At 63.4% G+C, this 25,804-nt stretch carries 18 protein-coding genes and 2 pseudogenes; 11 read left to right on the forward strand and 9 right to left on the reverse strand.

What is annotated here, in order from left to right; translation table 11 throughout:
* The first annotated feature begins 527 nt into the window (after positions 1-527).
* From F6X39_RS08370 to F6X39_RS08385, 4 genes are all read left to right on the forward strand, one after another.
* Complete coding sequence (locus F6X39_RS08370; RefSeq protein ID WP_187616285.1) at positions 528-1,832, forward strand: ATP-grasp domain-containing protein; 1,305 nt, start codon at positions 528-530, stop codon at positions 1,830-1,832.
* Positions 1,833-1,842: 10 nt separating this feature from the next.
* A complete protein-coding gene (locus F6X39_RS08375) occupies positions 1,843-4,542 on the forward strand; it encodes a CoA-binding protein (RefSeq protein WP_187616286.1) in 2,700 nt (899 codons plus the stop codon).
* Positions 4,543-4,742: 200 nt separating this feature from the next.
* On the forward strand, positions 4,743-6,041 hold the full coding sequence (locus F6X39_RS08380) for an MFS transporter (protein WP_187616287.1): 1,299 nt from the start codon (positions 4,743-4,745) through the stop codon (positions 6,039-6,041).
* Positions 6,042-6,094: 53 nt separating this feature from the next.
* Positions 6,095-6,877 (forward strand): substrate-binding domain-containing protein, encoded by a 783-nt coding sequence (locus F6X39_RS08385; RefSeq protein WP_187616288.1) that lies wholly within the window; start codon positions 6,095-6,097, stop codon positions 6,875-6,877.
* 40 nt (positions 6,878-6,917) lie between these two features.
* Here F6X39_RS08385 and dctA read toward each other — a convergent pair whose 3' ends face one another.
* The gene (gene dctA, locus F6X39_RS08390) at positions 6,918-8,228 is read right to left on the reverse strand and encodes a C4-dicarboxylate transporter DctA (RefSeq protein WP_187616289.1); all 1,311 of its coding nucleotides are present in this window, start codon (positions 8,226-8,228) and stop codon (positions 6,918-6,920) included.
* Entirely contained in the window at positions 8,225-9,193 is a 969-nt protein-coding gene (locus F6X39_RS08395) for a LysR family transcriptional regulator (protein WP_187616341.1), read from the reverse strand. Before F6X39_RS08395 ends, dctA begins: the two co-directional genes overlap by 4 nt.
* An 840-nt stretch (positions 9,194-10,033) precedes the next feature.
* Here F6X39_RS08395 and F6X39_RS37345 point away from each other — a divergent pair.
* Positions 10,034-12,181 carry a molybdopterin-dependent oxidoreductase gene (locus F6X39_RS37345; protein WP_187616290.1) on the forward strand — a complete coding sequence of 716 codons (2,148 nt, stop codon included), beginning with the start codon at positions 10,034-10,036 and terminating at the stop codon, positions 12,179-12,181.
* 166 nt (positions 12,182-12,347) lie between these two features.
* Here the strand turns inward: F6X39_RS37345 and F6X39_RS08405 are convergent, their stop codons facing one another.
* The 3 genes and pseudogenes from F6X39_RS08405 to F6X39_RS37580 all read right to left on the reverse strand — a co-directional run.
* A complete protein-coding gene (locus F6X39_RS08405; protein ID WP_221311448.1) occupies positions 12,348-13,241 on the reverse strand; it encodes a methyltransferase in 894 nt (297 codons plus the stop codon).
* Positions 13,242-13,514: 273 nt separating this feature from the next.
* A complete protein-coding gene (locus F6X39_RS08410; protein ID WP_187616291.1) occupies positions 13,515-14,186 on the reverse strand; it encodes a SagB/ThcOx family dehydrogenase in 672 nt (223 codons plus the stop codon).
* A 248-nt stretch (positions 14,187-14,434) separates the two neighbouring features.
* Positions 14,435-14,579, reverse strand: a pseudogene (locus F6X39_RS37580) (nitrate reductase); the annotation flags it as partial.
* Between the two features lie 181 nt (positions 14,580-14,760).
* Between F6X39_RS37580 and F6X39_RS08420 the strand changes: the two are divergent.
* The 4 genes and pseudogenes from F6X39_RS08420 to F6X39_RS08435 all read left to right on the forward strand — a co-directional run bounded on the left by F6X39_RS08420 (position 14,761) and on the right by F6X39_RS08435 (position 19,824).
* The gene (locus F6X39_RS08420; RefSeq protein ID WP_018422973.1) at positions 14,761-15,594 is read left to right on the forward strand and encodes a class II glutamine amidotransferase; all 834 of its coding nucleotides are present in this window, start codon (positions 14,761-14,763) and stop codon (positions 15,592-15,594) included.
* A 9-nt stretch (positions 15,595-15,603) separates the two neighbouring features.
* Positions 15,604-15,747: pseudogene (locus F6X39_RS08425) on the forward strand (divalent metal cation transporter); the annotation flags it as partial.
* Between the two features lie 169 nt (positions 15,748-15,916).
* On the forward strand, positions 15,917-17,278 hold the full coding sequence (locus tag F6X39_RS08430; protein ID WP_187616292.1) for a metallophosphoesterase family protein: 1,362 nt from the start codon (positions 15,917-15,919) through the stop codon (positions 17,276-17,278).
* Positions 17,279-17,823: 545 nt separating this feature from the next.
* A complete protein-coding gene (locus F6X39_RS08435) occupies positions 17,824-19,824 on the forward strand; it encodes an EAL domain-containing protein (protein ID WP_262413684.1) in 2,001 nt (666 codons plus the stop codon).
* A 102-nt stretch (positions 19,825-19,926) separates the two neighbouring features.
* Here F6X39_RS08435 and F6X39_RS08440 read toward each other — a convergent pair whose 3' ends face one another.
* A complete protein-coding gene (locus F6X39_RS08440) occupies positions 19,927-20,181 on the reverse strand; it encodes a DUF4148 domain-containing protein (RefSeq protein ID WP_187616294.1) in 255 nt (84 codons plus the stop codon).
* Positions 20,182-20,231: 50 nt separating this feature from the next.
* On the opposite strand from F6X39_RS08440, the gene F6X39_RS08445 reads away from it, so the two are divergent.
* Together F6X39_RS08445 and F6X39_RS08450 are read left to right on the forward strand one after the other, a co-directional pair.
* Positions 20,232-20,465: a hypothetical protein gene (locus F6X39_RS08445; RefSeq protein ID WP_187616295.1), complete on the forward strand. Its 234-nt coding sequence runs from the start codon at positions 20,232-20,234 to the stop codon at positions 20,463-20,465.
* A 59-nt stretch (positions 20,466-20,524) separates the two neighbouring features.
* Positions 20,525-22,285, forward strand: coding sequence for a tannase/feruloyl esterase family alpha/beta hydrolase (locus F6X39_RS08450; RefSeq protein WP_262413663.1), 1,761 nt, complete (start codon positions 20,525-20,527; stop codon positions 22,283-22,285).
* 33 nt (positions 22,286-22,318) lie between these two features.
* Here F6X39_RS08450 and F6X39_RS08455 read toward each other — a convergent pair whose 3' ends face one another.
* Genes F6X39_RS08455 through F6X39_RS08465 form a run of 3 tightly spaced genes read right to left on the reverse strand, consistent with a single transcriptional unit; the run spans position 22,319 to position 25,772 of the window.
* The gene (locus F6X39_RS08455) at positions 22,319-23,776 is read right to left on the reverse strand and encodes a serine/threonine-protein kinase (protein WP_187616296.1); all 1,458 of its coding nucleotides are present in this window, start codon (positions 23,774-23,776) and stop codon (positions 22,319-22,321) included.
* A gap of 39 nt (positions 23,777-23,815) precedes the next feature.
* The gene (locus F6X39_RS08460; protein ID WP_187616297.1) at positions 23,816-24,694 is read right to left on the reverse strand and encodes a DUF3365 domain-containing protein; all 879 of its coding nucleotides are present in this window, start codon (positions 24,692-24,694) and stop codon (positions 23,816-23,818) included.
* A gap of 55 nt (positions 24,695-24,749) precedes the next feature.
* The gene (locus F6X39_RS08465) at positions 24,750-25,772 is read right to left on the reverse strand and encodes a hypothetical protein (protein ID WP_187616298.1); all 1,023 of its coding nucleotides are present in this window, start codon (positions 25,770-25,772) and stop codon (positions 24,750-24,752) included.
* Between the last annotated feature and the right edge of the window lie 32 nt (positions 25,773-25,804).

Here is a 25,804-nt window from a genome sequence, read left to right on the forward strand (position 1 = left end):
GCGAAGTCGACCGGTTAGAGCTTTCGCCGAAATTTCAAGCGCATGACCACCACGTGGCACATGGAGGACTGGTTCGGCCTGTTCCTTCAGTTCGGCCAGTTCCCTGCGCAATCCTGAACATCGCCGTGAGGCCCACCATGAAAGCAGCACTTGTCGCCGCAATGTAACGGCGTTCGACGATATTGATAACCGTTGAACATCAATGCTTCAAAAAATTGCACTTCTCGTTCGGGGCGTCTTGAGCAAATATCGATGCTCAAGAAGTTCATAAACGCGTCGACAGAGAACGCATCGGAGACAGGCGCGAAACGCAGAACAGCGTTTCGCCGCATTCCAGTGCAACCCGGTCACGGGTGCCGCCAACGGTAGCCGATGCCCATCTCGCATGACCCACCTCGCGTTGTGAATCTTGCCGCCGCTTTCAAGCGAGTCCACGGCAGACGAGCATTTCGCGCCTTCCGCAGCGAGCTAAGCGAACTCAGTACCTGCTTCATTCGTCATTGCCTTGAATTTCAGGAGACACTCATATGCAGATCACCGGAATGTTGCACGGCGCGCGCCTATTGCAATTCGTCGGATTCCCGGCCAGCGAAGTGCTGGGGCCGAGCGCCAGCGAAGAGGAGATAAAGTCGCTGATCGACCGCCACGGGCAGGTCTTTATCAAGCCGGTATTCAAGGGCGGCGTGGGCAAGAAGGGCAAGGCCGGGTTGCTCGGGCGCGCGACAGATCTCAAGACGGCGCTCGCCGAGAAAGAGCGGCTGTACTTCGCCGAGCACGTCGTGGGTCATGTGAGGGCCAAGGCGAACGGCGTCACGTTCGAAGCAGGCGTACCGGCCAAACATGAAGTCTACTTCTCGATCACCGATTCCACCCGCTTTCGCGCTCCCACCATGACGCTGTCGCACGCGGGTGGCATGGACATCGAAGAGGTCGATCCAAAGCACGTCGCAATGGTGCCCTTTGATGCATTGACCGGCCTGAAGGCGTTCGTCGTCGCGAATGCGTTGAGCGAGATCGGCGCGCCGCGCGAGATCATTTCCCCACTCGTGCAGCAATTGCCGAAGCTCTGGGAGCTCTTTCACGACTTCGGCATGACGACGCTCGAGCTGAATCCGATCCGCATGCGCGAGGACAAGAACGGTCGGCTCACACCCGTGGCCTGCGACTTCAAGTGCGGGTTCGACCGTGACGACCCGCGCTTCTCGCGCCTCGGCCTGCCTGCTCACCTGTTCGCTGCCGACTACTCAGACTTCGAGCAGGAGATCAACCAGCTTCGCACGCACCAGGGTCAAAGCGATGTCTATGTGATCAATGACAAGGGAACGATCCTCGCGCCCACGTTCGGCGGCGGGGCCAACTCGCTCGTCACGGAGATGTTGGGCGACGCAGCCATCATCTCTTCGGATTTCGGCGGCAATCCTCCCTACGAAAAAATGAAGGAAGTGGCGCGCATCTGCTTCCGACATTGGCTGAAGCAGTCCAACGTACTGTTCATCATTGGCGGCAAGTCCAACAACACCGATATCTACGAAACACTGCGCGCGATGGCCGATGCGCTACGCGAGCACTTCAGCGAGCACGGTCCCACCCCGCTTTATGTCGTCCTTGGGCGCGGCGGTCCAAACCTTGTTCGTGGCATGTCGGCACTGCGCGACACCTGTGATTCGCTCGGCCTTCCCTATCGCCTGTTCGGCTTTGACTCCGACATCAGCGAAGTGATCCAGTACGCACGGAAGGCCGATGCGTGGATGCAATCGGGAGGACGCGCGCAGGTCGCAACGCGCATCGGCGCGCGTCAGACGCAACCGCAGGCGGATACGGCAAAGGCGTAAGGAGATCGACATGGTCAAGCAAGGCAATAATCATTTCAGGTATTTCGTCGGCATCCAGTCGCTTGCACAAATAGTCACGCGCGAGGACCGCGTTTGTGTGCTCAACATTCTGGGCGGCGAGTCGTCGGACGTGACGCCGGTGAGCCACGCGTTTTCCGGTGGGAATATCGTATTCGGCACCGCGCCTGGCAAGCGCGGGCAGGTGCTCGTGACGCCTGCCGGCGACATCCCCGTCTATAACAACGTGCGCGAAGGCCTCGAAGCCGGGCATCGTTTCAATTGCGGCGTCGTCTATCTGCCGCCGTCGGCCGCGCGCGATGGGGTGGCCGAACTGATCCGCGTCAATCCCGATCTGCGCAAGATTTTTATCATTACGGAGAAGATCTCCGTGCACGACGCCCGGGAAATTCGCGCGATGGGCCAGCAAGCAGGCATCGACATTTTTGGCGCTAACGGGCTGGGCGTCGCGGACTCCTGGCAGCGGGTGCGCATCGGGGGTGCGCTCGGCGGCGATGATCCCGGCGCAACTTTGCGGCGGGGCTCGATCGCGATCTTTTCCAACTCGGGCGGGTTTAGCACCACCATTGCGCAATATCTGCGCATGAGCGGCTGGGGTACATCGACCGTCGTATCCAGCGGCAAGGACGTCTACATCCACTATGCGGCGCCGGAGTTCGCCTTTGCCCTCGCCAACGACGCGCGCAGCAAGGCTGCCGTACTGTACTGTGAGCCGGGCGGCTACTACGAGGCCGACGCCACATTTACGAAACCCGTCATTGCCTGCGTGGTAGGTCGCTGGAAGAGTCGTCTGACGCGCGCGGTGGGGCATGCGGGCGCAATGGCGGGCGGCGCCGACGATGCTCTTGCAAAGGAGCGTTGGTTCATGGAGAAGTTCGGCGTCGAGCGTCTTTTTACGCCGGACGATCCATGCTGCTCGGTGAAGGGCGCCGTTGTGACAAACATCGCGCACATTCCCGCCGCGCTCACCGCAGTGATGCGCGCGAACGCGACGATGCCCGACTTTGAGCCGGAAGGCAGCCTCTCGCTCAAACCGTGGTTTGGCTCGGATCAGGGGATCGAACTGCCAGACTACCTCGCCCTGCCGGTCGTGGAAGCAGTCGCGCCGTACAACGAACAGATTACGCGGGCGAACAGCCAGATCGGCGCAATCCCGCCGCGCCAACCCTTGAAGGACGCTTCGGGCGCCTCGCAGATGGACGCAAAAACGCAGGTGAGCAGCCTGCACGGGGTATCCATGCTCGAAGCAGCGACGCACTCGCTCGAGGAGAACATCTGCCTCGCGCTGTTGCGGGAGTTCGGCGGGGCAAACGACACAAAGCTCATCGACGTGGCTGTTGGCGCTGCAGTGAATCTGCACGGGACACCAGAACTGGCGGCCGCGCAGGCTTCGCGCGAGGCGGGCAATGCGCCCAACGCCGTGCTCGCGGCCGCGGCGGCGATCGTCGGGCCGAATCGCCAGCGTGCTGCGCGCGAGGCGGCAGCACTGATGATCGACGGCTTCGCGACAGCCAGGCTCACGGACGCGTTCGACGAGACCTTTGATGTCGAGGCCGTCCACACCGCGGACACTGCAGCGCTGTTCTGCGATGAAGCCGATCCAGAGGCGCAAGCCATGCTGGGCGGGCTCGCCTCGCGCGGCGTAAGTTCCGCAATCATCCGATGGCTGTCGTGTGGCCCGGGCCATCCGCGCCCGGAAGCAGTACTCGCGGCGATCACGACGACACTCGCCTGGGGCCCGCTCATGCGCAAGCGGATCTCCCGCCTGACCGCAGAAAGCTTGCCGTGGTGGACAAAGCTCTTCGGCACCATGATCGGCGCCTCAGCGGACGCCTCGCAGCACGGCCCGGACGGATTTTGCGGCTTCGCCACCGAAGAATTACTCGGCGAACGCACTCTGACGGAAATCGCCTTCGCAGCGCTGCTAAACCTGAAACCGACTGTCGACGACCTTTTCGCGTTCAAGACCCTTGTCGGTTTGCTGCTCACGAACGGACCCGGCGCCATTTCGGCGCAAGGCGCAAAGGGCGCGGTATCTGCCGATGGCCCGGAAAGTCCCGAACGGGTGCAGCTAAACAAGGCTCTGGCGGGGTTCCTCACGCACACTGGATATACGCATGGCGGCAACGGCTACGAAGGCATTGCGTTCCTCAACGAGGTGTTCAGCAGCAGCGGCCTTGAAGATCCGACCGATGCTCGTCATACCGTGGACCTCGAAGCGCTCGCCCGGCGCTCCGTCGAGCGATACGCGCAGTACAAGACGCGCCAGAAGCAGTTGGGGAGCCTCGATATTGCGAAACTTCCGGGTGTTAATCATCCGGTCTTCAAAGACAAGCCGGTGAACCACGACCCGCGGGAAATCTTCATCGCCAACCTTTATGAAGCCCGCGGCGAGTACAACGCGTTTCATGCGTTTTACCGTGTGCTGGTGCAGGCTTTGTTCGACGCAGGTGTCTCGCGCAATGTCTATTGCGTCAATGTCGATGCCGTGATTGCCGCGTTGCTGTTGAAGATGCTGTGGCAGCCGCTCAAGCGCGGGGAGTTCAGCGAGGCGGACCTTGAAACGGCCGCGTTCACGATCTTCCTCTATCCGCGCATGCTGGGCTGCGCTGCGGAAATTGACGATCATTTGAACCGCGGACGCAATATGGACACGCGTACGGCCGCTTCCCAGTGTCGTTTCGTGGCCTGACCGCTGGCCTCTGATGGTCGCCGCCACGCGCTGGCGCACAGCTAACGCGCGGCGGCGGCGAAAAAGGGCGCCGATTGATAACCATTCGACATCAATCGTTCAGAAGATTGCACTTATCGTTTGATTGGCCACGGGCCAAAATTCCCGAAAAGACAAAGAGCGGGACCACCGCATATCTCGGGATTTCAGGAGACACATTGATGCACCCCTCACCCTCTACCCTTTCGCTGGGACATTCAAAGGCCGCGGCGGTTTTCCGCGTGACGGCCGGAAATTTTCTGGAGCAGTTCGACTTCTTTCTGTTTGGCTTCTATGCGACGCAGATCGCCAACGTCTTCTTTCCGGCCGGGAGCGAATTTGCCTCGTTGATGATGACGTTCGCGGTCTTCGGTGCCGGTTTTCTGATGCGCCCGCTCGGCGCGGTCGTGCTCGGCGCGTACATCGACGACGTCGGCCGCCGCAAGGGGCTCATCGTCACGCTCTCCATCATGGCGAGCGGCACCATCCTCATTGCGTTCGTGCCGGGCTACGCGACCATTGGCCTTGTGGCACCCGCGCTTGTGCTGCTCGGGCGGCTGTTGCAGGGCTTCTCCGCGGGTGCGGAGCTGGGCGGCGTGTCGGTGTATCTCGCCGAGATGGCCACGCCCGGCCGCAAGGGCTTCTTCACGAGCTGGCAGTCCGCGAGCCAGCAGGTGGCGATCGTCGTGGCCGCGGGCCTCGGCTTCGCGCTCAACCAATCGCTGAACGCCGCTACCATCGCGGCGTGGGGATGGCGCGTGCCGTTCTTCGTCGGCTGCATGATCGTGCCGTTCCTGTTCGTGCTGCGTCGTAATCTGCAGGAAACCGAGGAGTTCAAGGCTCGCCAGCATCGCCCGAGCATGAAGGAGGTATTCACGACGCTGGTCCAGAACTGGACCGTCGTGATTGCAGGCATGATGCTGGTGGCGATGACCACCGCGAGCTTCTATCTCATCACGGTCTACGCGCCGACTTTCGGCAAGACGGTCCTGCACCTCAGCACCGCCGATAGTTTGCTTGTGACGCTGTGTGTGGCCGTGTCGAACTTCGTGTGGCTGCCGATCGGCGGAGCCCTCTCCGACAGGATCGGCCGCCGGCCGCTCCTCATCGCCATGACGGTGCTCGCCATCGCGACCGCGCACCCGGCCCTGTCGCTGCTCGCTCACGCGCCCAGCTTCCTCAACATGCTGCTCGCCCTCCTTTGGCTCTCGTTCATGTACGGCATCTATAACGGCGCGATGATCGTCGCACTGACGGAAGTGATGCCGGCGCAGGTACGCGTCGCGGGCTTCTCGCTCGCCTATAGCCTCGCGACCGCCGTATTCGGCGGTTTCACACCGGCGATCTCCACGGCGCTCATTCACATGACCGGCGACAAGGCCGCACCTGGCTACTGGATGAGCTTCGCGGCAGCGTGCGCCCTGATGGCGACGTTTGCACTCTATCGCCGCCGCGCAGCGACGCTGACTCCGGCGCACTGATTCGCGTCTCGCTCCGCATGCGGCTAAACACACAATCTGACACGACTCCGATCATGAGAAATCTGTTTCTGACACTATGCGCCGCAGCACTGGTCGCAACCTCGGCTGTTGCGGCGAACGTGCAAGCCGCCGAGCTGCACGTCATGAGCTCGGGTGGCTTTACCGCAGCGTACAAGGTGCTCGGCCCGAAGTTCGCATCCGGGACGGGCAACACGCTCGACACCGCGCTTGGTCCGTCGATGGGCAAATCGCCCGAAGCGATCCCCAACCGGCTTGAGCGTGGCGAGCCCGCCGACGCCGTTATCATGGTCGGATATGCGCTTGACGAACTGATCCGGAAAGGCAAGGTCATCCCCGGATCGCGGGTCGAGCTGGCCGATTCGCGCATCGGCATGGTCGTGCGCGAAGGAGCGGTGAAACCCGATATCAGTTCGGCAGAAGGTCTTCGGCAGACCCTGCTGCATGCGAAGTCGATCGCGTACTCGGACAGCGCAAGCGGTGTCTACATTGAGCGGGAGTTGTTCAGGAAGCTCGGCATCGAGGATCAGGTCAAGGCGAAGGCGAAGATGATCCCGCGGATTCCAGTAGCCTCGGTGGTGGCGAACGGCGACTACGAAATCGGCTTCCAGCAGGTGAGCGAGTTGCTGCCCGTCAAGGGGGCGACCTTCGTCGGAAAGATTCCTGAGTCCCTGCAGTCGGTCACGCGTTTCGCCGCCGGCATTCCCGTCAGCGCACAGCATCCGAAGGAAGCGAAAGCCCTGCTCGACTACCTCGCTTCACCTGGCGTACAGGCAGACGTCAAATCGACAGGGCTAGATACCGTCTCCGCTCATTGACGCAAACCTGAATGAAGGCTTGCCTCAGGCGGCCTTCCTGTCACATCCCCGAGGTATCTCTCGCGGGATCCCCCGCACCGTCCGCGCCGCCTGGCGCTGCCGCCCCGAGCATTCGCGCAAGACGCTTACGATCGCAAGCACCCTCCCACATCGAAACGAAGATCACCGCGCAGGCGTTGCTGATCACGCTCGTCAGGGCGCGCGCCTCGGACATGAAGCGGTCGATGCCCACCAGTAGCGCCACCCCGGCGACGGGCAGATCGGGAATCACCGTCAGCGTCGCGACGAGCGCCACTAATCCGCTGCCCGACACACCCGCCGCCCCCTTGGACGTGAGCAACATAACGGCGAGCATCATCGCGATCTGCGGCGCGGAAAGCGGCACGTCGCACGCCTGCGCGATGAACATCGAGGCGAGCGTCAAATAGATCGCGGTGCCGTCGAGATTGAACGAGTAGCCTGCGGGCAGCACAAGCCCCACAACGCCCTTGTCGCAGCCGAGCGCCTCAAGCTTCGCGATCAGGCGCGGCAGTACCGGCTCCGTCGACGATGTCGCGAGAACGATGAGCAACTCCTCGCGCATGTAGCGCAAGAGCCGCCAAAGTGCGAAGCCGTGCAGCCGCGCGAGCGGAGCGAGCACCAGCGCAATGAACAGCAGGCATGCCACGTAGAAGGACACCATCAACATCCCGAGCGATCCGACCGAGCGGATGCCGTAGCGGCCCACCGTGAAAGCCATCGCGCCGAATGCCCCGAGCGGAGCGAGTCGCATGATCATCGCGAGGATGCGGAACAGGGCCTGGGCAATGCCGTCGATGAGCACGAGCACCGGCCTGCCCGCCTCCGGACAGGAATTTAGCGCAAAGCCGAAGAGCAGCGAGAGCAGCAGCACTGGCAGGACCTCGCCCTTGTCGAAGGCGCCAAGCATCGTCTCGGGGATGACGCTCAGCGCAAATGCGACAAGGCCGCCCGGCTGCGCGTGCTTCGCATATTGCGCGAGGATGCTCGCGTCCAGATGGTTAGCGTCGATGTGCATGCCCGCGCCGGGCCGCAGCACGAAGGCCGTGACGAGTCCGAGCGCAAGCGCCACGGCTGTCAAAAAATAGAACAGTCCCAGCGCCTGAAAAATTGTGCGCCCGATGGCCTTCCCGCTCGCAAGCGACGTGATCCCCGAGACGATCGTGCAGAAAACGATCGGCGCAATCATCATCCTCACGAGGCCGATGAACCCGTCGCTCAAGGGCTTGAGCAGCGGGCTCGCTTGCGGCAAGAAGTGACCGAGCGCCATGCCGAGCATCATGCCCAGCAAAACCTGCAGATAGAGCGAACGAAGCGGTCTTGCCAACCTCACGATGCGGTTTTCCTGGCTGGCCGCTCTTTTGGAGACGTGTTATTGCCCACGGCATCGCTGCATGCGACGCCGCCGCGCTTCATCTCGACAATCGTCCTGTGAAACTCCTGCGCAGCCGGTGTAAGTGGACGTCCGCGGCGTCTCACGATTCCCACGCGCCGCTTCACCACCGGTTCGACGAGCGGCACGCTCGTGAGGATGGGGTGATCGCGCCCGGGCATGGCCATCGACGGCACTGCGGCGACACCGAGCCCCGCTTCGATTAAACCGAGCATGGTCGTTACGTGACGCGTCTCGCAGACGCTCGGCGCACGCGGCGCCACGGCCGACAGCGCCTGATCGAGCAGCAGTCGGTTGCCGGAAGTTTTGTCCACCGAGACGTACTCGTGCTCGTAAAGCTCGTTCCAGGTCACGCGCTTTTTGCGCGCGAGCGGGTGATCACGGCGGCAGGCGGCCACGAAGCGCTCCTGCAGCAGAACCTTGAACTCGACCTCGGACTCCTGGCTGCCCAGAAAACTCACGCCGAAATCCGCCTCTCCGCTGATGACGGCGCCAAGCACGTCATTCGCGCTCATATCCAGCATCTTGACCCTGATGCGCGGGAAGCGGCGATGATAGCTCGCGACGGCGCTCGGCAGGAAGTAGTAGGCCACCGAAGGCACGCAGGCGATGGTGACATGTCCCAGTCGGCTCGAAGAAACATCGCGGATGCCGAGCAAAGCGACGTCGAGATCATCAAGCAGTTGCTCGGCGCTCGGCGCGAATACCCGGCCGACGGTGGTGAGCGTGACGCTGCGCGTGGTGCGCTCGAATAGACGCACGCCGAGTGCTTCCTCGAGCTTGTCGATCCGGCGGCTCAAGGCCGGCTGCGAAATGCTCACCGCCTCGGCGGCCTTGCGGAAGCTTCCCAGTTCCACTACTGCTCGAAACGCCTGCAAGTCGTTCAAGTCGAAGTTGATACCCACGGAGTCATCCTCCACATCTTGGATGTGACTATTTTGCATGAAGCAGCTCAACGCGCCCATTGCGAACTACGCCCGTTCGCTCGGCCCTCCGGCGGTACTGCAGACGTGAAGCGCGACGGGCCGGTTTCACGGACTCAGCCGTCATTCATATGAGAGACGCGGACATCGCCCTCTGGCCGACAACGGGCGAAAGCACGGCGCGCCAAAGTCGTGTGAGACAGCAGCAGGGCGCTAGAAAAGCGAGGCCTCTCGATGACAGTGGCGGTCGATACGCATCAACGCGACGGAGCGCTAAGCACCAGCGCCACCGCGCAGGCAGGTGCGAACGCGGCACCAGCGCCTGACGATGACATGACGCGCGCGGAGGCCATCGCGAGAAAGTTGATCGGGAAGAGCGATAGCTTGGGCTCTCATGACGCCGGCGAGGATTGAGTTCGACAGCGCAGAGGCGCGGCCAATTGTTCAATGCCCGGCTGCACTGGCTGGTGCAGCATTGCGTCGGGTCCATACATGCACGAAATAGCCCAATATAGATCTGACCTCCCATCTTCGTGAGGGCGTGCTTCTCGTGCGACGGGCCGTCGCGAGGCCCGATGTCCCTGCCGGGGCGCGGCGTGCCGGACTTGCGGGCAGCCGCGCTCGCAACAGGTCGTCGGGCTATTTGCCAAAATATGAACGTCGTTTATAATAACGAATGGACGACCGCAATCTGGCGGCGATCTAGCGCTAGTCGTATGCGGGTGCTCTGTCATCGCGCAGGTATCCGGCTCGGCTTTAACCTTTACGCCGAAAGTTGTGGGTGGTTACGAGGTGTGGGCCACACTACACGAGGAGCTCGCCGTGCCACGCGAAGCCGTCACCGCCTGCCGCATCTGCGCCGGCAACTGTTCACTGCGCCTGACCCTGGACGACGCCGGACGCGTCGTTGCTGCGCGGGGCGACCGCGACAATCCGCTCACGCGCGGCTACGCCTGCATCAAGGGTGCGTATCTGCATGAGGCGCATAACAGCGCGGAGCGGCTCCTGCACCCGCTGAAACGGCAGCCCGATGGCAGTTTCGTGCAGATGCCGCTTGACGTGATGCTGGCCGAGATCGCGGCGCAACTCCAGGCACTGATCGAGCGCCACGGCGCCGATGCGGTCGCAGCCTTTCGCGGCACCATGAACTACTCTAACCTCGCCGCCAATCATATGTTGCCCGCCTTCCTCGCGGCGCTGGGTTCGAATTCGTTTTTCTCTACAATGACCATCGACCAGTCGGCCAAATGGGTGGCATTTGAGCGACTGGGCGGCTGGGCTGCCGGCAAAGATCCGTATGCGCTCGCCGACGCGCTATTGTTCGTCGGCACCAATCCGCTGGTGTCGCTATCCACGTTCAACTTTGCATTGCAGAATCCGGTCAAGCAGCTCCACGAAGCGAAGGAGCGCGGCCTGAAGCTGGTGGTGATTGATCCACGAGAGACAGAGACCGCCCGCCATGCCGATGTCTTCCTGCAGGTGCTGCCGGGCGAGGACCCGACCGTCCTGGCTGGCCTGCTGCGCATCATTCTGTGTCGCGGCTGGCACGATGCTGAATTCTGCGCGCGCTACGTCAAGGACCTGCGGCGACTGGCGCGCGCGGTCGAGCCGTTCACGCCCGAATACGTCGCCCAGCGCGCCGGCGTAAGCGTCGAAGGGCTCGAAGCCGCCGCTGCGGCCTTCGCGGAACCCGTGCGGGAGGCCGGCGGCCTGCGCCGCAAGCGTGGCTCGGCCGCGTCGGGAACCGGGCCCAACATGGCGCCGCACTCCAATCTGGCCGAGCATCTGGTCGAATGCCTCAACGTCGTGTGTGGCCGCTTCGCTCGCCCCGGCGACCCTGTACCGAACCCCGGCGTAGTCGCCCCACGCTACCAGCGCCGCGCCGAAGTGATTGCGCCACGCCGTTCCTGGGAATCCGGCTGGAAGAGCCGTGTCGGCGGCTATGGCATGCTGTTCGGCCAGAAGATGAGCGGCACGCTGGCCCAGGAAATCACTACGCCTGGCGCCGGCCAGATCCGCGCGCTGTTGGTCGACGGCGGCAATCCAGTCGATGCCGTGCCCGACCAGCGCCGCATCGCCGATGCGCTGCGCCAACTGCAACTGCTGGTATGCATCGAGCCTTTCATGACTAACACCGCGCGGCTCGCGCACTATGTGATTCCACCGAAGCTGATGTTCGAGCGCGCCGACCTGCATTCGCGCGACTATGAGTCCTACATCATGTTTCAGCCTTACGCACAATACTCGGCCGCCGTGGCGACGCCGCCGGAGGGATCCGAAGTCGTGGACGACTGGTTCGTATTCTGGGATCTGGCGCGGCGCCTGGGCAAGACCATCATGTTCGACGACGTTCCGCTCGATATGCGCACAGCTCCGACCACCGAAGAGCTGCTGGCGACCCTGGTTCGCCACGGCTCGATCTCATTTGACGAACTGAAGCTGTACCCACAAGGGAAAGTCTACGAGATCGAACCGATGATCGTGCAGCCCGGCGAGCCAGGGAACGCCGCGCGCTTCGACGTGATGCCGGACGACGTCGAGTGCGAACTGGCGGGCGTACTGAACGAAGCGGGGGCGCCGCCGGGGTTCACGCATCGCCTGGCGGTGCGGCGCGTGCGCGACGTGCAGAACACCATGTACCACCACCTGCCCGCGGTCCGCCGGCGCATGCCGTTCAATCCGGCCTTTGTGCATCCCGATGACCTGGCTGCTCAAGGACTGACCGAAGGCCAGTGCGTGGCCATTGTTTCGCCGCACGGCCGCATTCGAGCCATCGTCAAAGGGGACGCCGCGCTGCGCCGAGGCGTCGTGTCCATCCCGCACGGCTGGGGACCGTTGCCCGACGAGGAACCCGAGACCTACGCCGGCGCCAATCCAAACCAGTTGCTCAGCACTACAGTTGGTCTTGATCCGATCAACGCCATGCCGGTAATGAGCGCGATGCCGGTACGCATCGAAGCTGTAGTCTGAATCGCAAGAGAGAACCCCGTTCGAATCGAACGATTTGTTTCCGAGCGCGACGATGCAGCTACCCGGCCGTCCTGCCGTCGATACGCTACTGCGGGTCGTGCAACAAACTGAGCGCAGCCCAACGCGTCGGCCGATTACCGCCCGCGGCTGGCGCCCGTAGAACACGCTAAGGCTTGACGAATCTCAGCGTCATGCGATCCGATTCACCGATTGCGGCGTAGCGCGAGCGGTCGACGTCACCGCCCGCGTAGCCCGGCGGCAGCGACCATACGCCATGCGGATAATCTTTCGTATCTCGCGCGTTCGCGTTGATTTCGCTGCGTTGCGCGAGCACGAAGCCGGCCGCCTGTGCCCGGTCAATCACGAAAGCTTCAGTCACATATCCGGTTTCGATCATCTGCTGTACCGTCGAGCCGGGCCGGGCGCGATGTTCTTCCACGCCAAGTTCGCCCCCGTGCTTCAGCGCGTCATGGAACGCACGCAGATTGGCATCGAGCTGCCCATCCTTGATCCAGTTGTGAATGTTGCGAAAAGTAAGCACGCGATCGAACCGCTCGTGTGCATCGAAGCCGAAAAACTGGCCCGCGTGCAATGTGCCGACCACGACGTTCCCGTAGATTGCGGGGGCGCCCGCGAGCTTACGCAAATACTCTGCATCGATTGACCGGTCTTCCGAGGCCAGGTCCTCGGACGTGCTCAGATATTGCGCTTCGTACAGGTGACCCGCGTCGTGCAGATAGGGCGCCAGAATGTCCGTGTACCACCCGCCGCCCGGCGCGATCTCCAGCACGGTTTGCGTCGGACTCAGATCGAAGAAGCGCAACGTCTGCGCCGGGTGACGATAGACGTCGCGCGCCCGGGCGGTCTGACTGCGTTGCGGATTGGCGACCGCCAGGTCGAGCGCCTTGGCCTCGGAAGCTTGCGAAGGTGTGACATGACCGCTCAGCTGTGAGGAGGAAACGCATCCGGCCATGATCGTCGCGATCACCGTCATCGCGAAACGGACAGCACGACGCTTCGAATATTCCACCAGGGTCGAGCGCACGAGAATCGGCTTCATAGGCACCACGCGGAGTTGACATGGCACACACGATACCCGCTCCTTCGAAGTTCGTGTTTGCCGCACTGCTGGCCGGTGCATCGATGTCCGCGCATGCCGTCGCGCCGGGAAGGACCCCAGTCCTCGAGCCCGCGTGTCAGGGAGCGGGCGATGCCTTGTAGGTGTCTTCTATTGCCGTCAGCGTATCGAACGCGAGGTCCAGGTCCTGTTTGAAAGTATCGGGCACCTTTCGTTCGCGGGTGGGGCGCGTTCATTTCATTCTCACGCAATGACTTAGACCGGAAAACCTACCGGGACCAAATAGACGACGGTCTGGGCGTGAGGCAGGCCGAGCTGGCGCGCCGCCGGAGCTCCGTCGACGGCGCCCACGGGCACCGCGACGAGCCCAAGCGAGACGACCTGGAGCAGCATGTTCTGGGTCGCGTGCCCGACCTCGAGATCGGCATACAGATTCGCTCTCCCGCCATACCTCGCGGTCAGCCGACTGGGGTCGGCGGCCACCACGAGCAAGGCCGGGGCCGCCTCGACGGACGCCTGGTTGACCGCCAGTGCTCTCAGCTCGGGGCGCAGGTCGTGGGTCGCCCGCGTCTCGGCCCGGTGGCCATCAGGCAGATAGTGCATCACCTCCGTGGCGGTCACCACGTAAAGTTCGAGCGCGTACAAAGCGCCGGCCGCCGGAGCCGCGCGCTTGCCGTCCGAGCTGGTGATGCCCTGCCCGGCCCACAGCAGTTGGCCAATGGCCTCGACCGGCAGCGGCTTTGGCGCGAATCTGCGCACGGACCTGCGCTTCTCGATGGCTTCTTCGAGGGACATCGTGCCTTTGAGGTTGGGCTTGGGCAGATCAATCTGACCGGTGAATTTCGCCTGGCTTGCCTGCGCCAGGCCGGTAGAACCCTCGGCGAGCGCGCCTGCGGCCAGCGCAACCAACAGTTCACGGCGTTTCATCGGCACCTCCATCAGCAAAAAAGCAGGCTGGCCGGCAGAGCCTGCAGCCTGCGCGAATCTCAGTGCTGCACATTTGCCGCCTCGTCTTTTGCGGGGCGGTCCGTCGAGCGGCAACGGCGCAGTCGACCACTCGCGCGGAGCAAACACGAACACGGCTAAGCGACGGAACCCACGACCGGTGTGCGCCGCACTTCCGACAGGTAGATCAGGATCAGCGAAACCCAGACGATCCCGGTGACGACGCCCATGGAGCGAACTATCTCGTCGTGCTGCCAGCGCTGGCGGTAAGCATCCTCCCATTGCCGGTGTTCATCTGTGACAGCACCATGACCATCCGAGATCTGGGGACGGGGGGGCCGTAAAGTAACGTAACCTGTCCAGAAAGTGGCTCATGCGCGTCCTGCCTCTATCAGATCAGGCCGGTGCAAGCTCAAAGCGATGCCCGGCACGCAAGCACCTAAACGCCATCTGGCATAGTGACAGGTACGGTGTCTGCCTCAATCGGACTTTGGTCCTACAATCGCCGCCCGCGGGTGGTGTAGGGTTGTCACGCGCAACCGACAGGAGAGCAATCATGTGCCGCTGGCTCGCTTATACCGGCAATCCGCTTCAGCTCGAAACCGTGCTGTTCAACGCCCGGCACTCGCTGATCGATCAGAGCATGCATTCCCGGCTCGGCGCCACCACCACCAATGGCGACGGTTTCGGGATCGGCTGGTATGGACATCCCACTGACATTCCGTTTCGCTACCGCTGCATCCAGCCCGCGTGGAGCGACCGCAATCTACGCGAGGCCGCGCGGGCAATCCACTCGCCGCTGTTCGTCGCGCACGTGCGCGCGGCGACCGACACGCCGTCGCAGGAAACCAACTGTCATCCGTTCCGCCACGGCCGCTGGCTGTTCGCGCACAACGGCCTGGTGCGCAACTATCCGGCGGTGCGCCGCGACCTGATGGTGAAGATCGACCCCGATCTGTTCCCGTCCATCGAAGGCTCGACCGATTCCGAGGTGCTGTTTTTTCTCGCGCTGACCTTCGGGCTGGAGCTCGCGCCCGTCACCGCGCTCGAACGGATGGTCGGATTCGTCGAAGCCACCGGCCGCCGGCATGGCGTGGATGAACCGCTGAACATGACCGTGTGCGCGACCGACGGCGAGCAGATCATCGCGGTCCGCTATTCGAGCGAAGGACAGTCGCGCTCGCTGTTTCACAGCACGTCGTTCCGTCATCTGCGCGAGTTGTATCCCGACGACGAGCGCATCAAGACGGCCGGCGAGAATGCGTTCCTCGTGTTGTCCGAGCCGCTCGCGGACTTGCCGGGCTTTTGGGAGGAAATTCCCGAGAGCACGGCGGTGGTCGCGCGCGGCGGCGAGATTGGGCAGTATGCGTTCAAGCCGCGACTGGACTGAGCCGCGCTGGCGCCCGCGCAGTTGCGAAGGATCCGTTTCGATACGCGGGTTGGCATGGGGGTGTCCAACTTCATTGCATTCTTCATCATGTTGACGGCGGCGGCTACGCTGCATCTGCATCACATCGACGCCCGGCTTTCGCACGGAACAGCGGTGCGCCGCAATTCGGGCCGCACGGGTCGCGCAACGGCAAGCGAATCTGAACTTCCCCGTTTCAGGTTCGTCTGAACCGTGCATCCGGCCAGCGACGGCGCCGTCACATGCCGACGGTTTGCCGACAACAGCGTGGCCGCTCCCGTTCGCCGATCAAGGAGGATTGCAAATGCCGAAAAAGCGTTCAGATGAATCGCCAGCCGCACGCGGCAATCGCAGCGACAGGATTCTCGCCGCGCCCGTTTTCTCGCAGCCACAACCCACGCCGGACCCGCAAACTTTCGTGGTCAGGCACGCATCCGATGCCGCAGCCTACAAGGTCATCGACGAACTGAACCGCGAGCACAAGCTGAAGGCGCTGCCGTTTCCGCCACCGCGCGGCGGCACCGAGCCCCGGCTGACCTTTGCGGAGGTGGTGGACAACAACCAGAAGCTCCTCGATACGATCAGCGCGAACGGACAGATCGTCTTTCACGCCACCGGCGATTGCGGTAGTACGAAAGGTCCGTCCACCCAGAATGAAGTTTCGGACAAGATGGTCAGCGACTTCGACGAAGCCGATCCCGCCGAGGTGCCGCAATTCAACTTCCTGCTGGGCGACATCGTCTACAGCTTTGGCGAAGCGCAGTACTACTACGATCAGTTCTATGAGCCGTACCGCAACTATCATGCGCCGATTCTCGCCGCTGCCGGCAACCACGACGGAATGGTTTCGCCGTTGCAGCATGAGAAGAGCCTGCAGGCGTTTCTGAGGAACTTCTGCTCCGACTGCTTCCAGGTCTCTCCCGATGCGGGCAATCTTTCACGGACGGCGCAAATTCAGCCAGGCGTTTTCTTCACGTTCGAGGCGCCGTTCGTGCGCATCATTGCGTTGTACAGCAATACGCTCGAGGACCCAGGCGTGATCGCGGACCGTCACATCGGCAACAGCCAGTTGAAGTTCCTGAAAGCGGCGTTATTGCGGGTGAAGAAAGAGAACTATCGAGGCGCCCTGCTTTTCGCGCATCACCATCCGCCCTATGTGGCGCGCGGCCGTCATGGCTGGAGCGTCGACATGCAACAGCAGATCGATACGGTTTGCAATGAGGTCGGTATCTGGCCGCATGCCGACCTCGCGGGACACGCGCACAACTATCAGCGCTTTACGCGAACCCGTTCCGATGGCACCCACATCCCTTACATCGTTTGCGGGAACGGCGGTCACGCCGTACAGCGACTCACCACCAACGGACAGCCGCCCCTTCGCGCGCCGCAGTTGATCCAGGCTGCGTCGAAAGACACGGATGCCGTGGTCCTCGAAAGCTACGACGACCGCAACTTCGGCTATTTACGGCTCGTCGCCAACGCGAGGCAACTGCGTATCGAATACCATCCCGCCGTTGACGGACCCAACACGAAGACCCCCGACGATCAGGTGACCATCGATCTGGCAACCCGGCAGGTCGCTCACTACGTGGCTCGCGACTCGGGAATACCCGCTCTTGCGGAGCGCATTCGTCAGTTCGCGCAGGTCAAGCCCCACCAAGGCTGATGGGCGCGCAATCCGCCCCCGATCTCACGCGAACCGCGGTTCCCGCGCGTTTCCCCGCATTAAAGATTTGTGACTTCCTACCGTAATAATAAAAGTGAGGCGGCTCGCAGCGTTCGAGCCGTCGCTCAACCCGGTAGTCGGAGAACAGCGTGAGATTCAAAGCGGCTTCGTGCCCTAAAGAAACCAACCCGATTGAGTCCCGGGTCGATAGCGACGCATATGCCAATGGCTGGTCAGCCCGCAACCAGCAGTTTCTTTCCTATTTCCTGTCGCGGTACGGTCAACGCAGGACCATACCGTTGTCGAGTCTCTGCATTGCCGTCGTTGCCGGCGTTGGCATCGGTGCTCTTGTGCATCAAGCGGCCGGTGAAGCGGCGATTACCCTACGTGTCGCATTGTCGATGGTGTCGGGCGTCGCCGGTCTCGCGATCGTTCGTCGCAAACTCGGCCTGGATTACGCGCGGCAAAGCGCCGCCACCGCACTGGCGAGCGGGCTTCTGCACGCGAATCGCGACTGCCTGAAGGTGCTCGCTACCGACGGAAAAATGCTGCGGGTGTCGGAGCATGGCGCGATGTTGATGGAAGCGGAGTCACCGGAGCAACTGTCCGGCGCGGACTGGCTCGCATTCTGGACCGGCGAGGACCGCACGGCGGCCGAGAAGGCTTTGGCGGGCGCCGTTTCCGGCAAGAGCACATCGTTCACTGGAAGCTGCGCGACGACGAGGGGGCGTACCAGGTGGTGGAACTCCACGCTCACGCCAGTGACGGGCGACGACGGTGCGGTGAGCGCGCTGCTTTGTGCTTCCGAGGACGTCACCCAGCAATCCGAGCTGTTGAAGACACTGCGCGAACGCGATGAATTGATGCATGAGATGGAGTTGCATGTCCGGCTCGTGTTCTATTCGTATAGCTCGCATTTTGAACACTGTCATCATGTCAGCGCAGGTGTCGAAAGCGTGTTCGGCATTACGCCTCAAGAGCTTGGCAACAGGCCTTCCGCGTGGCTCGATCTCGTGGTGCCGGAAGATCTGGAGCCATTGCTCGCCGAGATGAACCGCGTCGCGTCCGAAGTGGCGGAAGGTCGCGTCGAATACCGCATCCGCCGTCCGGATGGTTGCCTGCGCTGGATCAGAAGCACGGCCTATCCCGTGTGCGACGGCTCCGCGAACGTGGTGCGCATCGTCGGTGTCAGCGAAGACATCACGCTGGAACAGGAACGCCTCGCGGCGCTCGACCATCTGGCCTACACCGATGGCCTGACAGGTTTGGCTAACCGGGGCGCGCTGATCCGCCAGATGAAGACGCTTTGCAGGCAGAACGTCGCCTTCAGTCTGATGTTCGTCGATCTCGACCGATTCAAGGTCCTGAACGATACGCTGGGCCATACGGCCGCTGACCGTCTGTTGCAGGACATCGCCAAAGTCATTCAGGGAGCGCTTGCGCCGGATGCCTGTGTAGCGCGCCTCGGCGGAGACGAGTTCGCGGTGATCGTCAGGGGCGAGAGCGACAAGGCCACGTTGGCGAGCCTGGCGCAGTCTCTTCTCAACCTGTTTTCAAGCGACGTTCGAAAAGACCACGCCGCGCCATTCGTCACGGCGTCGATCGGCATATCGATCTTTCCCGAGCACGGCCGCGATCACGAGGCGCTGCTGACGAGCGCGGATATCGCGATGTATGCGGCGAAAAAAGGCGGTCGCAACGGCTTCCGGTTCGCCGACGAAGCATCCAGCGATGTGCTCGGCGATTTCGAACTCGAGTGCAATCTGCCCACGGCGCTGGCGTCGAACCAATTCGTGCTGCATTTCCAGGGTATTCATGAGCCAGCCTCTCTGGCGGTGAAAGGCGTCGAAGCACTGGTTCGATGGAATCATCCAGCACGAGGCCTGGTGGGTCCGGGCAGCTTCATTCCGATCCTCGAAGAAAGCGGGTTCATCGTCGAAGTCGGGGCATGGGTCGTGGACGCGGCCCTCGCTCAACTGGCCGTCTGGCAGGCCGCCGGAAGAAAAGAGCTGTCCATGTCGGTGAACGTGTCCGCGCGTCAGCTCAGGGATGACTCGCTTGTCGCCATAGTCGACCAGGCGCTGCGAAAACACCGGGTGCCGCCGCGCTGCCTCCAGATCGAACTGACCGAAAGCGCGTTGATGGAAAACCCCTCACTCGCGCAGGCAACGCTGATGGCGCTCAAGCGGCTTGGCGTGCGCATCGCCATCGACGACTTCGGAACGGGATACTCGAGCCTGCGTTATCTGGCCGATTTTTCGCCGGACATCGTCAAGATCGACCGCTCGTTTACGGCAACGCTGGGACGCGACGCGGCGGCCGCCTCGATCGTTCGGGGCATCATTCAGATGTCGCACGAACTCGCCATCAAAGTGACGGCCGAAGGTGTCGAAACGCATCAACAGCTGCATGCGCTGCGCGACGCAGGTTGCGACTATGTGCAAGGGTTCTTTTTGACGAAGCCGATGAATGCGGAGAATCTGGTTCAGTGCGAACGCTTCGTGCCTTTGTCCGCAGCGGGAGCAACCAGCTACTGCTCCCGCTGACGAACAGCTCCGCGACGACCGGGCGCAATTAGCGATTGCCGGCCTCGACCTACATACGATGACGCAGCCAACCCGGTTCCGTTCCGGTTCTCGCCTTTGCCCTCAATGCGTGCGCACCAGTTGCCCGCTCTGTCCCGCACTCATCGCCGCGCCTCTTTCCGCTCGATGCATGGCCGCGACCTTCGCTTCGGCAGCTTGAATGTCGACGGGATACGAACCATCGTCGCCGACCGACGGGTTATATCCGGCCGCTTCCAGCTCCTCGAGTTCGTGCATGACTTCCGCGCGGGTAACTTGATGAGGTTCGGGCTCCGACGCAGTTTGCGCATACAGGCTCGCCGAATTGGCCATCAACATCGCACCGGCTTCGCAGTGTCGAGCGAGTACGACACTCTGGCGTGCCCGCGATGACGATTCGGCGCGCGTTGCGTGAGTTAGCGACTATGATTGATTGGTTGATTCTGGCCGACCGGAACCACATCGACAGGCCGATGAAAGACTTCTACCAAATCGAATGCAAGTGCGGATATGCGGTGTCGGGCGGTATTGCGCGCAAGACGCGACGTGGCGTTGCGCACGCGGTGGCCGCGCCGTGGGCAAAAACAACAAAGGTCAAAGGTCATGGGTACGTCATGGCATAGGGGGCTGATGCCGCGACGTCCGGTGCCGTCTCCAGGCCTCATTGGAAGGAGACACGGCGATGAACTTGAGCAGAGAGTCGTGGCGCGCGCGTGGGCGCGTGCCGTCGTGGGTGGGGGCGTGCTGTGTGCTGGCGCTGTGCGCGATGTGGAGCTACGTCGCATACGCGGGTTCGTCAGCAGGACAATGCCAGGGCGAGGCATGCAAAAGGCACGAGCCACCACCCCGATCGAAACTCAGCTGTCCGAATCTGAATGGATTGACCATCCGCGCCCGTGAGATCGGTCTGCCGACGACAGGCGCCGTCGTCACCTCGGCGACCCAGGTGGCGGCGAGCGGCAGCGGCGCGACGGCTACCGGATCGTACTGCCTCGTGGCCGGCGCGATTCATCCGGTCGATCCATCCGCGCCAGACATCCTGTTCAACGTCGCGTTGCCGGACCAGTGGAACGGCAAGATCCTGATGCTCGGCGGCGGGGGTTTCGACGGCTCGATTCCCGCCATCACAGGTAACGTGCCGAGCGCGCCGGCGGCTCTGCCGGGACCGTTGTCGCGCGGCTACGCGGTGTTCGCGAGCGATTCCGGGCACGAGGCGACCAACGGTTCGGTGAACGGCGCGTTCTCCGTCAACGCCGAGGCCTACGACAACTTCATGGGAGAAGCGCTGAAGAAAACGCATGACGCCTCGCTCGTGATCATCGACGCGCATTACGGCACGCATCCGTCCAGGGCGTATTTCGCGGGCGGCTCAACTGGCGGGCGCGAGGCGCTGACCGTCGCGCAGCGCTGGCCGCGCGACTGGGACGGCATCATCGCGTTCTATCCCGCGTACGACTTTACGACGCTGAGCCTGCAGCAATTGCGCGTGACCGAAGGCTTCGCGGCGCCCGGCGCATATCTCGACACAGCGCAGCGCGCGCTGCTGCTCAACGCGGTCATGCAGGCTTGCGACGGACTCGACGGCGTGGTCGACGGTCTCATCAGCAACGTGCAGGCGTGCAATGCGACGTTCAACCCGGCGACGGCCAGCGTCGACGGCAAGCCTTTGCGTTGCGCCGGCGGTATCGCGCGCGGCGACACGTGCCTGTCGGACCGGCAGATCGCGGCGCTGAACACGATGAACACGCCGCTCGTGTTTGCGTACCCGCTCGAAAGCGGCGAAACGCTGTATCCCGGCTATAACGTGTATGGCGCCGATCTCGGGGTGGGCAGCAGTTCACCGCTCGAAGGCACCGTCACGACGCTCGCGCTCGGCACGACGCAGCCGTCGTATCCGCTGCAAAGCACCGCAATGTTCGACGGCCAGATCGCCGACGACTTCGTCCGCTACACGGTGATGGACAACCCGGACGCAGACTCGCTGAAGTACAACCCCGCGATTGCCGGTCGATGGTCCGGCCGCGTCAGCATGCTGTCGGGGCTTGACGCGACCGATGCGAACCTGACGCCCTTCATGCGGCACGGCGGCAAGTTGCTGATGGCGCACGGCACCGTCGATCAGACCGTCAGCACGCGGGCAACCGAGATCTACTATCAGCGCATGCTGGTGACGATGGGCTTTGGCGCGGTCGGCTCGTTCGCGCGCTTCTATGAGATTCCGGGGCTGCAGCACGCGGTCGGCACCGAGTTCAATGCGTCGTGGGACTCGCTGACGACGCTGGAGAACTGGGTCGAGCACGGCACACCGCCGGCGCATCAGGTGGTCACCGATACCGAGGGTGTGCCGGGACGCACGCGGCCGCTATGCCAGTATCCGGCGTGGCCCAGCTATAACGGCGCGGGCGACGTGAACAGCGCGAGCTCGTTTACCTGCGTGCAGTGAAGCCGGTCAGGGAGAGGCTTGCCGGTCGAGGCGCTAACGGGATGAATCGACATCGTGCCGGAATCGACCGCGTTGCGCGGGGTCGGTGATGCAGTGCTCGACCCGCTGGACGAACTCGTCGAAATTCGCGGCGTGCCGCGCCTCCCGACTGGCGATCATCTTCGCGATCGGGCCCAGATAGACGGCCAGCTTAACGGCGACGGCATCGATGCCGGCCTGATCGATCGCACTGTCTGGTGACGTGCCCGCGGCGCTCGCGGGCGATACAGCCGATACCTTTGCGGCAGCCGTCGCGACGCGTGAGCCCGGCGATGACGTGGTCATCATCGACATATCGGGCAAGCCAGCCGTCAGCCGCGCGAAGGCCTGCTCGAATTCGAGCCGCGCCGTGTCCGGCAACGCCGCCGCCAGCTGCGCGCCGAGCGTCGGCAGGTCATTCGTCTGGGTGGCCGCGCGTCGCACCAGCAGGCTCGCGAGCGGGCCCATCTGGGTCGCGAGTTGGCGTTCGATGCGCGCGAGCATCTCGGGCGGCCAACTCGGCGGCGCCGAAGGCACGGGTATAGGTGCGGGGTCGACGCCCGTCGCATGCGCTGGCAAGGAAGCGGACGCTGACCAATTCGCGAACGGCATCACGATAGTCCGGTCATCGTCGGCCGCCGCCAGTGAGACGGCCAACGACCTCAAGCTCGCGAGCCATTGCGCGGCCGAACCGAAGCGGTCGTCCGGCCGCCTCGCGAGTGCTTTCGCGACCATCGCGTCGAGCGCCGGCGGCAACGCGGAGACGATTTCCGATGGCCGGGCCGGCGCATCTTTGATGATCTTCTGCCTGATCGTGGCCGGCGAGCCGACGAACGGCTGGCGGCCGGTCAGCATCCGGTACAGCACGACGCCGGCCGAGAACAGGTCCGCGCGGGCATCCACCGATTCGCCCTCGAACTGCTCGGGCGACATGTAGCTCGGCGTGCCGATCATCCACCCGGACGAGGTTGCGGATGAGCCGATGCGCGCGACGCCAAAATCTGCGACCTTCAGAAGCCCCGCCGCCGTGACGAGCAGATTCGCGGGCTTGATATCGCGGTGCACGACGCCGGCCTCATGCGCATACGCGAGCGCGGCGAGCAGTTGCGTGAGCCAGTGGAAAGCGTCCGACAGCGGCAACGCGTGGCCCGGCACCAGCAATGTATCGAGGCCATGCCCGGCGACGTACTCCATCACGATATAAGCCCTATCGCCGTCTTCGCCGAAATCGTGGACCGTGACGATGTTCGGATGCGCGAGCCGACCGGCCGCGCGTGCCTCGTTGCGAAAACGCAGCAGCATGTCGCCACTCGTGTCCTCGCCGGCGAGCAGTTCGCGACGCACGGTTTTCAGCGCCACCGGTCTTTCCAGGTGCGGGTCGAACGCGAGATAGACGACGCCCATGGCGCCCGTCCCCAGCACGCGGTCGATGCGGTACTTGCCAATGCGCGTAGGCGTTGCTTCGTTGCTCATTCGGGTTCCGGTCGAGGGGCGCTGGCCGATCACACCAGCTTACGCCCCCAGCATCCGCAGCGCTTCGACGAGACTCGTTTTCATGCGGTTGAACGAGACCGCGAGCGAGGCGATTTCGTCGCCGCCGCGCGTCGAAAACGATGCGGTGTCGAGCTTGCCGAGGCTGACTTCGTCGGCCGCGCGCGACAAAGCCTTGAGCCGCTTCGTCACGAGGAAATGCACCATCAGGTTCAGCGCGATCAGCACGCATCCGAACACCGCGGCGAACGACAGCATGAACGTGCGCCAGACGCTGTGCGCCTGTCCCAGCGGCAGCGACATCGGCACGGACACGACCTGCGCGCCGATCGTTTCATGCAGGGGCCAGTTGAAGCCGTTCGCCGGCCCGTATTTGTCGATCATCGTGCGCGGCGCCGCGCTGGGCGTGCTGTGGCATTCGAGGCACGCGGCCGAGTCGATGCGGGTGGGCCGCGCGATGTACAGGCTGGGGCCCGACGGCGTCGCGCGTTCGCCAATCAGTTCGGGCAATTCGGGGTGGTCATGCAGGCGCCGGATCACATCGGTCTCCCAGTCCGTGGCGCGGTCGCGCGGGTTGGTCGGATCGAGCATCGCGCTCTTGTACGAGAAGCCCGGAAACTTCTTCTGGATCGCGAGCAGGCTCTCGACGGCGGAATACGCGGGAATCGACTGCGGGACGAACGCGTATTTGATCTGCGTGGAAAGCAGCGGCGTCACCTGATCGGACGTGTAGTTCTGCGCCGCGGTAGCGGCTTCGATCATCAGGCTCGCGTCGCGCACGGTCGTCTGCACGGCGTTTTCCCGCAACACCCGGTCGGCCACGAAACCCGTCGCGGCGAATCCCGCGGCGAACACGACGAGGAAGGCGAGATTGAATTTCAGAGTCAACGACAGGTTCATGGCCGCTCCACGCGAATGGTTGCAAGGGAGTCAACGCCTGGTGGTGCATGGTATGTCAATGCGCGTCGTCGGCGTCGTCCGGCGTGGGTTTGTCCCGGTACAACGATCCGGCGCCGGATTGCGGACGCGCGAGCGGCGGCGCTTGCGCGGGCCTTTTGTGTGGCTCGCTCGCCGGGCGTGGTGGCGGCGGATGCAATATCGGCCGCCATTCCGGCAAAACGTCCAGATGGGCGTCGACCTGCGCGCGGAAGGCCGCTGTCTTCAGGCGCGGCACGAAGCGTTTGACGAAGGTGGCACGCTCGCTGACGCTGCTCGTGAGCCAGTCGGAGACGTCGGCGTAATCGACGGCGCGCAGTGGCGCGGCAAGTTCGTGCCTGCTCGCGAGCCGTCCCGCCACCCCGACCAGCGCGTCCCGAAAGCCTGGCGGCATCGTGCCGATGAACTCTGCGGATGGCCGGGCTTGCGCGCGCAGGGGCCCGTCGGCATGTCGCTCGAGGTACTGGCCCGCGTGCAGGATCTGCCTGGGCGCCTGGGCAGGGGCGCGAACGACGACGATCGCGTCATCCCCGGACTCCGCGAAGATTGCGGCGCGCTCGCCGGTGGTCATCGCGACGACCGACCACGGACCATTGCCTGAAGGTTTGATGTCGAGGCCGTGAAGCTCGATCGACAGCGGCGGTTGCGCGCCTGCGCTCACGTTGCAGCCAACCTTGAGCCAGCCGCTCAGCATCGTGATTCGCAGCGGTCCCGCCGCGGCATTGTGCGACGCCGACGGCGTTTTGAGCAGTATTTGCGTTTGCGGCCCGAGCGCGATCAGCGTCCCCGCACCGTCTTCGAGCTGCGCGGATTTGCCGGCGTCGGTTTCGATGATGTCGTCGTCGCGCAGCCTGGCGCCCTCGCCCGTCCGATACAGCGAGGCGCCGCGAATCACCGACACGGGACTCTCGGCGAACGAGACGACCACGTCCGCGTGGACGAGCGGCACCGCCGACGCAAACAGCGCCAGCGCACCGCCCGCGCGTGCGCGCAGGAAGGCTGAGGCCAGCATGACGAGGAAACGGCGAGCGGATGGCATCATCGGGGTCCGTTACGTCGGTGTCTGCGGTACTG

The sequence above is a fragment of the Paraburkholderia sp. UCT2 genome (assembly GCF_014397665.1).
Lineage (GTDB): Bacteria > Pseudomonadota > Gammaproteobacteria > Burkholderiales > Burkholderiaceae > Paraburkholderia > Paraburkholderia tuberum.

Coding starts and splice junctions, on each gene's coding strand:
- F6X39_RS08370 (WP_187616285.1), top strand. CDS start 528: ATGCAGATCACCGGAATGTTGCACGGCGCGCGCCTATTGCAATTCGTC.
- F6X39_RS08375 (WP_187616286.1), top strand. CDS start 1,843: ATGGTCAAGCAAGGCAATAATCATTTCAGGTATTTCGTCGGCATCCAG.
- F6X39_RS08380 (WP_187616287.1), top strand. CDS start 4,743: ATGCACCCCTCACCCTCTACCCTTTCGCTGGGACATTCAAAGGCCGCG.
- F6X39_RS08385 (WP_187616288.1), top strand. CDS start 6,095: ATGAGAAATCTGTTTCTGACACTATGCGCCGCAGCACTGGTCGCAACC.
- F6X39_RS08405 (WP_221311448.1), bottom strand. CDS start 13,241: ATGAAGCCGATTCTCGTGCGCTCGACCCTGGTGGAATATTCGAAGCGT.
- F6X39_RS08410 (WP_187616291.1), bottom strand. CDS start 14,186: ATGAAACGCCGTGAACTGTTGGTTGCGCTGGCCGCAGGCGCGCTCGCC.
- F6X39_RS08420 (WP_018422973.1), top strand. CDS start 14,761: ATGTGCCGCTGGCTCGCTTATACCGGCAATCCGCTTCAGCTCGAAACC.
- F6X39_RS08430 (WP_187616292.1), top strand. CDS start 15,917: ATGCCGAAAAAGCGTTCAGATGAATCGCCAGCCGCACGCGGCAATCGC.
- F6X39_RS08435 (WP_262413684.1), top strand. CDS start 17,824: ATGCTGCGGGTGTCGGAGCATGGCGCGATGTTGATGGAAGCGGAGTCA.
- F6X39_RS08440 (WP_187616294.1), bottom strand. CDS start 20,181: ATGTTGATGGCCAATTCGGCGAGCCTGTATGCGCAAACTGCGTCGGAG.
- F6X39_RS08445 (WP_187616295.1), top strand. CDS start 20,232: ATGACGATTCGGCGCGCGTTGCGTGAGTTAGCGACTATGATTGATTGG.
- F6X39_RS08450 (WP_262413663.1), top strand. CDS start 20,525: ATGAACTTGAGCAGAGAGTCGTGGCGCGCGCGTGGGCGCGTGCCGTCG.
- F6X39_RS08455 (WP_187616296.1), bottom strand. CDS start 23,776: ATGAGCAACGAAGCAACGCCTACGCGCATTGGCAAGTACCGCATCGAC.
- F6X39_RS08460 (WP_187616297.1), bottom strand. CDS start 24,694: ATGAACCTGTCGTTGACTCTGAAATTCAATCTCGCCTTCCTCGTCGTG.
- F6X39_RS08465 (WP_187616298.1), bottom strand. CDS start 25,772: ATGATGCCATCCGCTCGCCGTTTCCTCGTCATGCTGGCCTCAGCCTTC.